The sequence below is a fragment of the Sediminibacillus terrae genome, assembly GCF_009602435.1.
GTDB lineage: Bacteria > Bacillota > Bacilli > Bacillales > Amphibacillaceae > Sediminibacillus > Sediminibacillus terrae.
Genome location: NZ_VZDQ01000021.1, coordinates 234012 through 247402, shown reverse-complemented (window position 1 = coordinate 247402; position 13391 = coordinate 234012). Strand labels below are relative to the sequence as shown.

Annotated in this window: 15 protein-coding genes; all 15 read right to left on the bottom strand. The window is 43.9% G+C overall.

All coding sequences use genetic code 11. The features are described 5' to 3' along the window. Nucleotides 1-162: 162 nt before the first annotated feature. The 15 genes from rseP to F6X55_RS07215 all read right to left on the bottom strand — a co-directional run bounded on the left by rseP (nucleotide 163) and on the right by F6X55_RS07215 (nucleotide 13389). On the bottom strand, nucleotides 163-1419 hold the full coding sequence (gene rseP, locus F6X55_RS07285) for an RIP metalloprotease RseP (protein WP_153462581.1): 1257 nt from the start codon (nucleotides 1417-1419) through the stop codon (nucleotides 163-165). Nucleotides 1420-1434: 15 nt separating this feature from the next. After that, complete coding sequence (gene dxr / locus F6X55_RS07280) at nucleotides 1435-2580, bottom strand: 1-deoxy-D-xylulose-5-phosphate reductoisomerase (RefSeq protein WP_026570332.1); 1146 nt, start codon at nucleotides 2578-2580, stop codon at nucleotides 1435-1437. Nucleotides 2581-2607: 27 nt separating this feature from the next. Then, entirely contained in the window at nucleotides 2608-3399 is a 792-nt protein-coding gene (locus tag F6X55_RS07275) for a phosphatidate cytidylyltransferase (protein ID WP_026570333.1), read from the bottom strand. Between the two features lie 15 nt (nucleotides 3400-3414). Continuing rightward, the gene (locus tag F6X55_RS07270) at nucleotides 3415-4185 is read right to left on the bottom strand and encodes an isoprenyl transferase (protein WP_026570334.1); all 771 of its coding nucleotides are present in this window, start codon (nucleotides 4183-4185) and stop codon (nucleotides 3415-3417) included. A 147-nt stretch (nucleotides 4186-4332) separates the two neighbouring features. Continuing rightward, a complete protein-coding gene (gene frr, locus F6X55_RS07265; protein ID WP_026570335.1) occupies nucleotides 4333-4890 on the bottom strand; it encodes a ribosome recycling factor in 558 nt (185 codons plus the stop codon). Nucleotide 4891: 1 nt separating this feature from the next. Further along, the gene (gene pyrH / locus F6X55_RS07260) at nucleotides 4892-5614 is read right to left on the bottom strand and encodes a UMP kinase (RefSeq protein WP_026570336.1); all 723 of its coding nucleotides are present in this window, start codon (nucleotides 5612-5614) and stop codon (nucleotides 4892-4894) included. A 145-nt stretch (nucleotides 5615-5759) separates the two neighbouring features. Next, nucleotides 5760-6644, bottom strand: coding sequence for a translation elongation factor Ts (gene tsf, locus F6X55_RS07255; protein WP_026570337.1), 885 nt, complete (start codon nucleotides 6642-6644; stop codon nucleotides 5760-5762). A gap of 257 nt (nucleotides 6645-6901) precedes the next feature. After that, the gene (rpsB, locus tag F6X55_RS07250; protein WP_026570338.1) at nucleotides 6902-7654 is read right to left on the bottom strand and encodes a 30S ribosomal protein S2; all 753 of its coding nucleotides are present in this window, start codon (nucleotides 7652-7654) and stop codon (nucleotides 6902-6904) included. Nucleotides 7655-7812: 158 nt separating this feature from the next. After that, entirely contained in the window at nucleotides 7813-8319 is a 507-nt protein-coding gene (locus F6X55_RS07245; RefSeq protein WP_026771351.1) for a DUF6115 domain-containing protein, read from the bottom strand. A gap of 9 nt (nucleotides 8320-8328) precedes the next feature. Continuing rightward, a complete protein-coding gene (locus tag F6X55_RS07240; RefSeq protein WP_153462579.1) occupies nucleotides 8329-8634 on the bottom strand; it encodes a hypothetical protein in 306 nt (101 codons plus the stop codon). Nucleotides 8635-8852: 218 nt separating this feature from the next. Next, a complete protein-coding gene (locus F6X55_RS07235) occupies nucleotides 8853-9626 on the bottom strand; it encodes a FliA/WhiG family RNA polymerase sigma factor (RefSeq protein ID WP_153462577.1) in 774 nt (257 codons plus the stop codon). A 55-nt stretch (nucleotides 9627-9681) separates the two neighbouring features. Further along, on the bottom strand, nucleotides 9682-10179 hold the full coding sequence (locus F6X55_RS07230) for a chemotaxis protein CheD (protein WP_153462575.1): 498 nt from the start codon (nucleotides 10177-10179) through the stop codon (nucleotides 9682-9684). Next, a complete protein-coding gene (locus F6X55_RS07225; protein ID WP_026570343.1) occupies nucleotides 10176-10811 on the bottom strand; it encodes a chemotaxis protein CheC in 636 nt (211 codons plus the stop codon). Before F6X55_RS07225 ends, F6X55_RS07230 begins: the two co-directional genes overlap by 4 nt. A gap of 6 nt (nucleotides 10812-10817) precedes the next feature. Then, nucleotides 10818-11288, bottom strand: a complete 471-nt coding sequence (locus F6X55_RS07220; RefSeq protein ID WP_026570344.1) for a chemotaxis protein CheW — start codon at nucleotides 11286-11288, stop codon at nucleotides 10818-10820. Between the two features lie 55 nt (nucleotides 11289-11343). Next, complete coding sequence (locus F6X55_RS07215; RefSeq protein ID WP_153462573.1) at nucleotides 11344-13389, bottom strand: chemotaxis protein CheA; 2046 nt, start codon at nucleotides 13387-13389, stop codon at nucleotides 11344-11346. Between the last annotated feature and the right edge of the window lie 2 nt (nucleotides 13390-13391).

The following is a 13391-nucleotide window of genomic DNA, read 5'->3' as shown; positions in this document are numbered from 1 at the left end:
CACCTCAATTTTCTTCCGTCATAATAAAAACCTAACCAACTCCGAAAGACCAGCCTTTACGGAAAGGCTGGCTTTCAAAAAATGGTGGATTCGTTCAATAAACAAATCGCCGTAGAAGACTACGGAAAAGCACGCTTTTCGAAAGATAGTCAAATCGTGCTATCACAAGAACAACCGCTGAATATCATTCCAAGTTACCACTATCATGAGCAGCATTAACAATGCAAAACCGATAAAGTGGACAACGCCTTCTTTTTGCGGATCTATCGGTTTACCTCTGACCGCCTCGATTCCGACAAACAGCAGCCTACCTCCGTCAAGAGCAGGCAAGGGCAAAAGATTAATGATCCCAAGGTTGATGCTTAAAGCCGATGTCCACATCAGCAAATTGAGCATCCCTGTTTGGACTACTTGATCGGTGGCATCATAGATGCCTACCGGACCAGACAGCATGTCGAGAGAAAACTGTCCGGTAACAAGCATACTTAGATTTACAAGAATCAGTTTTATCCACTCGTACGTCTGATTGATACTGTATGGAATTGCCTTTAATACTGATTTTTCCGTAGCAGCCTGGACCCCGATCTGGCCAATTTCTTGGTCCTGAGCCACATTGCTCTTCGGTACTACCTGGACATCTACTTGCTCATTGTCTCTTTCCACCGTCATGTCCAGTTCTTCTTCCGGGTGAGCCCGAACGATTTCTGTGAACTCTTCCCAGGTAGATATAGACGTATCCCCGATACGGATGACCTCGTCTCCATTTTGAAAGCCTGCTTCCTCAGCCGGACTGTCGGATACAACATTGCCGATAATAGCCCGATCGGCAGGCACACCGTTCAACATTCCCAGCAAGAAAAAAATGACGGCAGCAAGCAGAAAATTCATCATCGGACCGGCAAATAGCTGCATCGCCCGCTGCAATTTCGTCTTTGAAGCAAATTGTCTGTCATATGGCGCGATTTGTGTTTCCACCTCGTCCATCACGAAACCAGCTTTTGGATCAATCGAAAAAGACAGTTTTTCCTCTTCGTCGACTTCATAACCTTCGATGATAAGCCGATGATCCAAGTCCGCATGCTCTACTTCAATCACTCTGGCATCCGGGTGCTTGGACTTGTTGTTTACAATGATTTTGCTTACCGTTCCCCCAGGATTGAACTCTAATCCTATATGCTGACCCGGCTTCAATTCTATGATTTCCGGGTCTTCGCCTGCTACACGGACATAACCACCGATCGGCAGCAGCCGGATGGTATAGAGGGTTTCGTTCTTTTTATTTGAAAAAATTTTAGGACCGAACCCTATGGCGAATTCCCTAACAAGCATTCCTGCCCGTTTGGCGAAAATAAAATGTCCAAACTCATGAACGAACACAAGCAGGCCAAACATTAGAATGAATGCAATAATAGTATTCAACTGATGCACCTTCCTTTAATCTAAATAGGATAACACCTGTGATCTTGTCTGGCTATCCACTTCCAAAATAGTCTGCAAATCAGGCTGTTTAATGGATTGATGTGCATCCAGTGCTCTTTTGATCAACTCTTCTATTTGCAAAAAAGATATTTGATCTTGCAAAAACAACTGTACTGCAGCTTCATTTGCTGCATTTAGGACGGTGGTCATCGTTCCTCCTTCTTTACCGGCTTCATAAGCCATTTTCAAGCAGGGGAACCTATTCTGATCCATTTCTGAAAAATGCAGCTTTCCTACTTCAATTAAGTCTAACCTTTTTGTCCCTGATAATTCAAGCCTGTCAGGATAATTCAGTGCATATTGAATCGGGACGCGCATGTCCGGAGTGCCTAATTGAGCAATCACACTATTATCAGCAAATTCAACCATCGAATGGATGACACTTTCTTTATGCATGATAACATCTATTTTATCGTAGGGTACATCGAACAACCAGTGGGCTTCAATGACCTCCAGCCCTTTATTCATCATGGTTGCCGAGTCAATGGTGATTTTTGCTCCCATATTCCAATTGGGATGTTTTAGTGCGTCTTCCCTCGTAACCCCGACTAAGTCTTCCCGCGTTTTGTCGCGGAAACTTCCGCCTGATGCAGTTAAGATAAGCCGATTCAACTGCTTTTCGTTCTCTCCGTTCAAACATTGAAAAATCGCCGAATGTTCACTGTCCACCGGAAGAAGCCGCACACCATATTGTTCGGCTTTCTCCATGACAAGATGTCCTGCCGTGACCAATGTTTCTTTATTGGCCAAAGCTATTTGTTTACGATGCTCAATCGCTTGCAATGTAGCCTGCAATCCAACACTTCCCATAACGGCGTTGACGACGATATCCGTTTCATCTGCCGTGCTTATCGTTACTAATCCCTCTTTCCCGGCTACCACCTCGAGCTCGGGGAAGATATCTTGCAATCTCCGTTTTGTGTTGTCGGTCCCGACCACTACGATTCGCGGATTGAACTCTTTAATAATCGGTATAGCCTTATCAATGTTTTCACCAAATCCCATCGCAAACAAGGAAAAGGCATCAGGGTGGTCCCTGATAACATCAAGGGTCTGGATTCCAATGGAGCCAGTTGCCCCTAAAAGTGTTATATTTTTCATGTGACACGCTCCTATATCTATTCCTGGTCAGGAAATAAAATGAATGAAATGCAATACAGGGAAAATAAACAGCCAGCTATCGAACCGGTCGAGTATCCCACCGTGTCCCGGAAGGATTTTTCCAGAATCCTTCACATCGTAATGCCTTTTAAAAGCTGATTCGACCAAGTCTCCGATCTGACCTGCTGCCGACGCTATGATGGTCACCAAAATGATGATGGGTAAAGAATGTGGGAGCGGGAACAACCAGTCGAAAAGAACGGCGATGACACAAGCGAGCAAAACTCCCCCGATTGCACCTTCCACTGTTTTATTCGGGCTGATTTGCGGCCAAAGTTTTTTCTTTCCAAAGGCTCGTCCAAAAAAATACGCCCCTGTATCGGTAGCCAACACAACGATGATGCCATAAAAGATAAAAACTGCACCTGCATCTCTTGCATTCATGAAATAATAAAAGCCTGTACCAATATAAATGGCCGATAACACTAAGAACCCTGCATCTTCGAATGTGAATTTATTTTTGACCAATACGGTATATGACAATAGAAGCAGGACGCCTATCAGCGTTATTTCAGCTTTGGTAGTGGACAATACATCCATGAGTTCCTGTCCGGTTACAGGGATTAGCAGTCCCCATAAAAGCAAAATGGTAATCGCAAAGGGCACTACATAGTTTATGGTCATTCTCATTTTAATCAGTTCCAGAAGGCCGATGGTTGCAATCAAATACACAAGTGCCTTGAATCCCCATCCTCCATAAAAAACAATGGGAAAAAACAATACGATTGCAACCAAAGCGGTAATTATTCTTAATTTCATTTATCTCTCATCACCTTATATCCCACCATAGCGGCGTTTTCTCTTTTGATAGTCACTCAAAGCTTTGTCAAACAGCTGCTCGTCAAAATCCGGCCACAGGACATCTGTAAACCATAACTCTGTATACGCAGACTGCCACAATAGAAAATTACTGAGCCTTTGTTCGCCGCTGGTGCGAATCAGCAGGTCAGGATCCGGCAGATTGTTTGTGTGCAAGTATTCGGAAAAAGTATCTTCACTGATGTCTTCCACTGACTTTTTCCCTGCCTGGACTTCTTCCAGGAAGCATTTCATCGCTTCCATGATTTCATTTCTACTACCATAGTTTAATGCTATATTCAAGATTAATCCAGTATTGTCCTTTGTTTGCTCCTTTGCCTTTTGGACTGCGTCCCGTGTATGCTTTGGCAGACCGTCAAACCTGCCGATTGTTTGTACTTTGACATTTTTCTCGACGAGTTCCGGTAAATATGTATTCAAAAATTCCATCGGCAGTTTCATCAGGTAATCGACTTCTGTTTTGGGGCGACGCCAATTTTCTGTGGAAAAAGCGTACAGGGTCAATACATCCAAATGATAGCCGGATGCAGCCGACACGATTTTCTTCACATTACTCATGCCTTCCTTATGACCGGCAACTCTGGGCATGCCTCTTTTTTTCGCCCAACGTCCATTGCCATCCATAATGATCGCTACGTGTTTCGGCATCGTGTCTTTATTCAATGAGGGTTGCTCATTTTGTTTATATTTCTTTTTCTTGCTTAGAAAGGGAAGTTTGATTGGCATTGTAATCCTCCATCATGGCCTTACATTCCTTTTTGCTCTGACCGGGCAGGGCATCACGCTAAGGGTTTAGCTGTATTTTCCTTAACGTGCAAAAACCCCCTTAAGTAAAGAGGGTCTTTTCTACTTATTATTTTACATGTTATGCGGTCAAACTTCCATAATTTCTTTTTCTTTTTCCTTGGCAAGGGAATCAATATCGGCGATATGTTTGTCAGTAGCTTTCTGGACATCATCTTGAAAGTCCCTTAAATCGTCTTCTGTCAAATCCCCGTTCTTTTCTGCCTTCTTCAGTTGATCATTGGAGTCACGGCGGATATTACGGACTTGAACCTTTGCTTCTTCACTATACTTTCCTACGACCTTGACTAAATCTTTGCGGCGTTCTTCTGTCAAAGCAGGAATATTAATGCGGATCACATTTCCATCACTTGAAGGTGAAAGACCTAAATCTGCTTTTTGAATCCCTTTTTCGATATTTGCAGTGGCAGATTTGTCAAAAGGCGTTATGACCAGCAGGCGCGCTTCAGGAGCCGAAACAGTCGCAAGCTGGTTGAGCGGTGTATTGGCTCCATAATAGTCGACATAGACACTGTCCAACAAAGAAGGATTCGCCCTCCCGGCCCGAACAGTTGCAAGGTTTTTGGAAAAAGCTTGTACTGCTTGTGTCATTTTGTCATTTGTGTCTTTGATAATAGCTTGAGTCATGTTATTTCCCCCTTATTATAGTTCCGATTTTTTCACCTAACACGGCTTTTTTGATATTCCCTTCTTCCATGATCGAAAAAACCAGCAGCGGAATATCGTTGTCCATACATAAAGTGGAAGCTGTCGAATCCATCACTCCCAGTCCCTCATTCAGAATTTCCAGATAAGTGAGCTCTTCATATTTGCGTGCCGTTTGGTCAACCTTTGGATCGGCAGTATAGACTCCGTCCACGTTGTTTTTAGCCATCAAAATGACATCTGCCTCCACTTCGGCAGCTCTGAGTGCAGCTGTGGTATCAGTGGAGAAATAAGGATTGCCTGTACCAGCAGCAAAAATGACTACCCGTTTTTTTTCAAGATGACGAATAGCCTTTCTCCGAATATACGGTTCCGCCACCTGCCTCATCTCAATTGAGGTTTGAACACGCGTCGGGATTCCGAAATTCTCCAGGCTGTCCTGTAATGCAAGAGAATTCATCACCGTCGCCAACATACCCATGTAATCGGCATTAGCGCGGTCCATTCCCATCTCGCTGCCGACTTTGCCTCTCCAGATGTTGCCTCCTCCGACAACAACAGCTACTTCTACGCCAAGTTCTGCAACTTCCTTCACTTGATCTGCTATTGATTGGATGATTTTTGGTTCGATTCCGTATCCCTGTTCACCGCTGAGAGCTTCTCCGCTTAGTTTCAAAACAATTCTACGGTAGCGAGCTGTAGTCATAGGTTACCTCCAGTAATATGTATTTATTTTAAAATGAAAGTTCGCTGAAAACAAGCAACAAGCGCCCAGGGCAAGTTGCAGACTGGTTTCTGTCAATCCGATGCGGAAAGAGGGAACACTAAGTGTCCCCCCGTCCCTTACATCATTATTTTTTCACTTGGCTCATTACCTCTTCGGCAAAGTTGTCTTCACGCTTCTCCATGCCTTCGCCAACTTGATAACGGATGAATCCTTTGACAGAAGCACCTTTATCTTCAACGTATTTTTTCACTTTTTGATCTGGATCTTTTACAAAGCTTTGCTCAAGCAGGCAGATTTCTTCGAAAAACTTTCCGAGACGGCCTTCTACCATTTTTTCGACAATATGCTCTGGCTTTCCTTCGTTCAATGCTTGCGTCTTCAATACCTCGCGTTCTTTTTCCACTTCTTCAGCAGAAACTTCGTCTCTTGAAACATAACGAGGGTTCACTGCGGCAATATGCATCGCGACATCTTTAGCAACCGCTTCGTCGGTAGTTCCTTCAGCAACGACTAAAACACCAATGCTTCCTCCCATATGCGTGTAAGCACCGAAGGCATCGTTATCTGTTTTTTCAGCTAGGGTAAAACGACGAAGAGATAGCTTTTCTCCGATTTTGGCAATGTTGGAATTGATATATTCCTGAACAGTTTCCCCTTCACCGTGAAGTTTTTGTTCCAAAGCAGCTTCGACGGATTCTGGTTGTTGCTCCAACAGATGCTTCGCCAACTCGGAGAGCAAATTCTTGAACTGGTCGTTCTTGGTGACGAAGTCGGTTTCGCAGTTCACTTCAAGGATCACAGCCTGGTTGCCTTGCACTTCAATGTGGGCAGAACCTTCTGCTGCAATTCGGTCGGCTTTTTTGGCAGCCTTTGAAATACCTTTTTCACGAAGATAATCGACCGCTTTTTCAAGATCGCCGTCCGTTTCTTGCAAAGCTTTCTTACAGTCCATCATTCCTGCACCAGTTTTTTCACGAAGTTCTTTTACCATTTTTGCAGTTACAGCCATAAAAAATTCCTCCTTATGATAGACCAGGAACATCCACTTCCTGGTATTTATCCAGACTCTTAAGAAAAGCGCAGCCGCCTTGCTCACCTCCGACAAGTTTAAGACAAGCCCCGGCGTGGCTTTCTTTGCCACAGAGAGGGTTGAATTAAGAGATCGAGAGGTAGGCGCTGAAGCTAGACGTCTCTGAAATCCATATTTACTTAACTCTTAAAAAAAGGTGATAAAAGGTCCCCCCCTTATCACCCACAAACCTTTTCTTACTCTTGTGCTGCTTCCTCTGTTGCAGTTTCTTCGGTTTCAGCTTCGGCTTCCGCTTCTACTTCCTCTTCTCCCTGCTTTGCTTCCAGAATGGCATCCGCCATTTTAGAAGTAAGAAGTTTCACAGCACGGATAGCATCATCGTTAGCCGGAATAACATAGTCAATTTCATCAGGATCACAGTTTGTATCTACAATTCCGATAATAGGAATGTTCAATTTATGAGCCTCGGCCACAGCAATACGCTCTTTGCGAGGATCGATAATGAACAATGCATCCGGAAGTTTGTTCATCTCTTTGATTCCGCCAAGGAACTTGACTAGTCGTTCTTTTTCTTTAAGCAATCCTACTACTTCTTTTTTAGGAAGTACATCGAAAGTGCCGTCTTCTTCCATGCGCTCGATGTCCTTCAGACGATTGATCCGTTTGCGGATTGTCTGGAAGTTAGTAAGCGTGCCGCCCAACCAGCGTTGGTTGACATAGTACATGCCAGAACGAGTAGCTTCGTCACGAACTGATTCCTGTGCTTGTTTTTTAGTACCTACGAAAAGGACAGAGCCGCCGTCTGCAGCAATATCTTTAACGTATTGATAAGCTTCATCAACCTTCTTAACGGTTTTTTGCAGGTCGATGATGTAGATGCCGTTACGCTCTGTGAAGATATATTTCTTCATCTTCGGATTCCAACGGCGCGTCTGATGTCCAAAATGAACACCAGCTTCAAGTAGTTGTTTCATTGAAATAACTGCCATGAAAAATTCCTCCTAAAATGGTTTTTTGATCCTCCGCCTGCGTCCTCTTTGAGCAGGAACTAACCGATTGGCCAGCACCTCCTGTTCAAATCTACAAGCGTGTGTATTAACACCAAAAGTAAATATACCACATGGGTTTTCTGCAATCAAGCATAATATCAGTTTTTTCGATGAAATTTTACCATTAGTTCGACTTCTGTTTTTCCTTTGTCAAGCTTTTTGGCGATTTCATCGACTGTATATCCTTGGTCGTATAATGAATATACTTTCGCCGTTACTGATTCTTCTATCGTATCCTGCTGTACCTCGGGAATTGGCGGAACATATTCCGGATGATCTGCCGTTGTGGAGGTATGAGGCTTTCTGTGGCTTGGTTTATATGGTTGGGCCCGTTCTGTCTTATTAGATACAGGAACAACCTCCTCATCTTTCGGAACAGATTGCTTATAAGTGGATGGATTTTGATCCAATCCTTTCAACAGACGGTCGTTCTCTTCTCTTATTTCGTGCAAAAAAGCGCTTAAGATTTCCTCCGTTTGTTGAAGGGTATCAGTCTTCTCCTGTCCTGCATAGCCATTTTGCTGCAACTTTTGGAACAGTAACCGAATCGCAATGAATGTGAATATGTGCAATAGTAAACTGATAAACAGTAAAAAAGTCAGCATGTAAATCCCCTAACCACTGAAATCGATTTTCCGCCCGAGGAATGGATGATCGTTGCCTGTTTTATCCTCGTCGGTTTTTTTCTTTTCTTGATCATTCCTTGAGTTAAATTGTTTTTCCTTTTTCGCTTTGTTGCTTACATCCGCTTTGTTCACGGAATGATTGACCTGCTTCCGCTTGACTTCTTCCAGGTTCTTTTGTGCCGCAGCAAGTAATTCTTGCGTTTGCTGGCCCCGCTGCTGTAATTGTTCCTGCATCTTCGCTGCATCCTGGACTCTCGGAAGTGCCACTTGCATTTCCACCGATTTCCAGCTCATCTCCCCGCACCCTTCGAATTCCCCCGAGACAGTACATGTGCATTTGTATCATGTTTTCTCCGAGGACACTTTTTAGTAAAGGCATCCTTTCCATATCAGGAATGGTGACAACCAACATTGCCCAGCCCTCTGTAAATAGTTCTCCTTCCAGGTGCAAATCTCCTGCTGCATGTCCAGCCGAAGGTCAATCATTTATTTTGTGTAAAAAACGCCAGCGATCACTGGCTAAGTTTATTCAGAGAGTTTTTCAATTTGAAAATCGCCTTGCGGTGGATCTGTGAAATTCTCGAAGTCGTAAGACCGAGGACCTGGCCGATCTCTGTAAGGGTCAATTCTTCCTTATAAAACAAACTGACCACCATCTGTTCATTTTCGTTCAACTCTCTGATGCCGGCTTCCAATTCCGCGTAATCTTCTTGCTTAATAAGGCGCTGTTCCGGTGTGGATGAATGATTATCCGGCAATGTATAGCCAATTCCTTCTTTATGATCGCTAGCGCCATCTTTTGGTTTATCTTCCATAGATAGGACATTGGCAAACAAAGAGTCCTTGACAGCCTCTTCCACTTCCAACACTGACAACCCCAAATAATCGGCGATCTCTTTTGAACTTGGCGGCCGTTGAAAGGATTGCTCCAGCATCTGTGCAGCTTGTTCGACTTGTTTTGCTTTATCCCTTACGGAGCGCGGCAGCCAATCCTCTTTGCGCAAACCATCCAGTATCATTCCACGGATCCTGAACGAAGCATAGGTATCGAACTTCAAATCGCGTTCAGGTTCGAATTTTTTTAGAGCATCGAACAACCCCATCATACCAAGGCTTTTCAAATCATCTTTACTGACACTGCCAGGTAGATGGGTGGATATCCGGCTGACATGGAAGTTCACTAAATAGATATATTTTTTTATTAGTTCGTCGGCCGTTTCACTACTTTTTGTTCTCATCCAATTGTCCCACAATTGCTCTTCTAGAGGAGATGTTTGTTTGGACATGGTTATCCTCCTCACATTATCATTCTGTTCCTGAAAAGAAATACAGTAATGTGTCTTATATCTCTGATTCTCCCATATTGACAGTCCGGATTTTCAAAATACCGCTTTCCGGGAAAAATTCTATCGTTCTCCCGTTATTTCCACCGACATCCTGTGCAGTTATCGAAACTCGATGATGTTTCAACCGTTCAGTAACAGCCTCCACATTCCGATTGCCGACCCGCATCATGTCACTGGAAGTACTGAACGTAAACATTTGCGCACCGCCAGCTATTTTCGACTTCAAAGCATACCGGCGGGCCCCTTTGTCCAAAAGTTGCTTGATCAGCAAATCGATTGCCGTATCAGCGAATTTCATTTCATTCAATTCACCGTTCCTGGACATGGTGGAATCAGGCAACATGACGTGCGCCATGCCCGCAAGCTTGATTGAGAGGTCGTAAACGACTACTCCTACACAAGAACCCAATCCCGTCGTCCGGAGAGAATCCGGAGCATTGGCGATTTTCAAATCCGCTATACCTACTTTGATTATTTGATTGGTGGCATTCATTGATCATTGACTCCCAGGGCCTTGAATATTCGCTCGAAAGATTCCGGATCGGGAAGCAAAAAGAAATGTCCTTCAATGTCTTCTTTGTCACTTTCCGGTTCCTGTATCATTGTATCGATAATGATGGCATGATCGCTTTCTCTGGAAAGCTCCATCAATCCTTCCGAAATAATCGCCCCAGCCATATCCATCGACAATGAGGGCACTGAAGGTTGCATGTTAATTTTGGTAAAATCGGAAAGAGCAGTCAAATAGGAGCCGGACAAGATATTTCCTATTTCGTGCAAAATCGATAACCCCATATCCGGATATGGCGGATTGGCAAACGAAAATTCATCATTGCCGGTTATGTGATGTACAAATTGTTCTGCTTGTTCAGGCGAAAACAGATAGAACATGCTGCCGGGCGCTTCTCCCTCGATCCGAAGGAAAACAGAAACAATGACTTTCTCTGCCCCCCCTACCAATTCCATTGTTTCATCGAAACTGGCAATCCGGACAGCTGGCGTCTGCATATCAATTTTGCGATTAAGCAGCTTTGACAGAGCCGTGGCAGCATTTCCGGCTCCTATATTTCCGATTTCTTTTAAAGTATCAAGTTGATAGGTTGATAATTTTTCAATAAATGACATGGCTGTTTATCCTTCAACAGTTTTCAACGCCTGGACTTCATCATCGGTTAAAACATTATTCAGATTCAATAAAATCAACAATCTGTCTTCCAGTTTAGCAACTCCTTCGATATAATCCACATCGACGGCGCCCACTACCTCCGGTGCCGGTTCAACCGCATCCTGTGGTATATCGATGACATCGTACGCTGCATCAACGATTAATCCAACTTCCATATCCTCCATATATACAATGATCATACGGGTACTGTCAGTAAATTCTGCTGCGTCAAGCCCGAAGCGTTTCCGTAAATCGATGATCGGGGTGACCACCCCGCGCAAATTGATAACACCTTTTACAAAAGATGCAGTTTGTGGAACTCTGGTGATATGCTGCATCCTTTCAATTCCGCTGACTTGCTGTACGGAAATCGCAAATTCCTCTTCGTTCAGCTGGAAAATTATCGCCTTAATATCCTGTTTATTATCTTGTGGCATTCCTACGTCCTCCTCATATTGATTCTTTATTTTTGATGAAACGGCATTTACTTAATTAAACAATCAACGAGTTACTATCGATAATTAACGCAACTTGACCATCCCCCAGAATGGTTGCTCCCGAGATGGCAAATACATCGGTCAAATAATTTCCGAGCGATTTCAAAACGACCTCTTGTTGGCCGATGAAGGTATCGACAATAAGACCGGCCATCTTTTCGCCTTTTCTGATGATTACTACGGAGCTGTATTCATCATCGAGCTTTTCTCCAGGCACTTCAAAGACGTCCTGCAAATCGATAAGTGGAACAACATTGCCCCGGAAATCAATCACTTTTTTATTATGGGCCGACATGATATTCGATTTCTTAATTACAGCAGTTTCGATGATCGAAGACAAAGGTACTGCATATTTTTCTTCTTTGATTTCTACCAGCATGACGGAAATTATCGATAATGTGAGCGGAAGCTGGATAGAGAAAACAGATCCTTTGTCAAGTCCTGAATCGATTGTAATATTGCCGCCTAAAGATTCAATCGTATTCTTGACAACATCCAATCCTACTCCCCGGCCCGATACATCTGAAATTTTGTCTGCGGTGGAAAATCCGCTTTCCATGATTAACTGATATACTTGTTTTTCTGTTAAATTTTCGGCCTGGTCGTTGGTGATGACACCATTGGACACTGCTTTGTTTATCACTTTTTCACGATTGATGCCGGCTCCGTCGTCACTGATTTCGATAAACACATGGTTGCCGCTATGATACGCGTTCAGCTTCAAAGAACCTTCCCGCGGTTTGCCTTTTTGCTCTCTTATGTCCGGTAACTCAACACCATGATCAAGAGCATTCCGAATCAAATGGACAAGTGGATCACCGATTTCATCTATCACCGTTCGATCCAGTTCTGTTTCAGCACCCTCGATTTCCAGATTGATTTGTTTCCCTAAGTCTTTCGCAAGCTGCCGCACCATACGCGGAAATCGATTGAATACTTGATCGATTGGAACCATCCGCATGTTCAAAATGATATTTTGCAAGTCTCCGGATATCCTGGTCATCCGTTCGACTGTTTCTTGCAGTTCTACATGCTTTAAACTGTCCGCAATCTGTTCCAGTCGTCCGCGGTCGATGACCAACTCTTCGAACAAATTCATAAGAGCGTCCAACCGATCGATATTTACTCTGATTGTCTTGTTGCTCACCGGCGCTTTTTTCGCAGTATCTTTTTCCTGCTTGGCAGGTGCCTCTGCTACTGCTGTCGCTCCGCTTCCCTCCGCTGCTTCTTGTGTATCCACGGGGCTGTCGGATTTACCGGATCGTTGATCGATGGAAAATTTTTGCACTTTCACCGATTCTATTTCGGATACCTTCATCACTTTCTTCTCTATTTCTTCCGCTTTTTCTTTAGTCACCAACAAAACGGTAAAGGATTGTTCAAACAATTCTTCCTCTAGGTCCTGGACAGTTGGATCCGATTTGATGACTTCACCTGATTGCTCGAGGATTTCGAAAACCATGAAAACTCTTGCAGCTTTAAGCAGGCAATCCTCTCGTAATGTTATATGTAACTCCAGGTTTTTATAGCCTTGGTCATTTGATTCCCTCAAGACAGTCAACTCAAATTCATCAAGGGTGGAAGCCAAATCGGACGCAGAGGAATTTTGGACGGGTTCCGAAGCTGGTACAGCGGCCTTGCTGCTGTCTTCCGGGATGGACTCGCCTCGTTCTATGGCATTCAATTGCTCAACCAATCGTGCGACATCTTTGCTTCCCTCACCTCCGGAAGCAATGTCGAGGACCATTTCCTCCAGTTGGTCCACCGCTTCGAAAACGATATCCAGGATTTCCGTAGTGACTGTCAACTGGTGATTGCGCACGGCATCAAGTACATTCTCCATTTTGTGGGTCAGATCTGCTAAATCCTGGTATCCCATAGTTGCCGACATTCCTTTCAACGTATGGGCGGATCGGAAAATCTCATTGACCATCGTCAAATCGGAAGGATTTTTTTCCAGTTCCAGTAAGTGGTCATTCAAAGACTGGATATGCTCCTTGCTTTCATCAATAAATACCTCTAAATATTCATTCGTTTCCATGG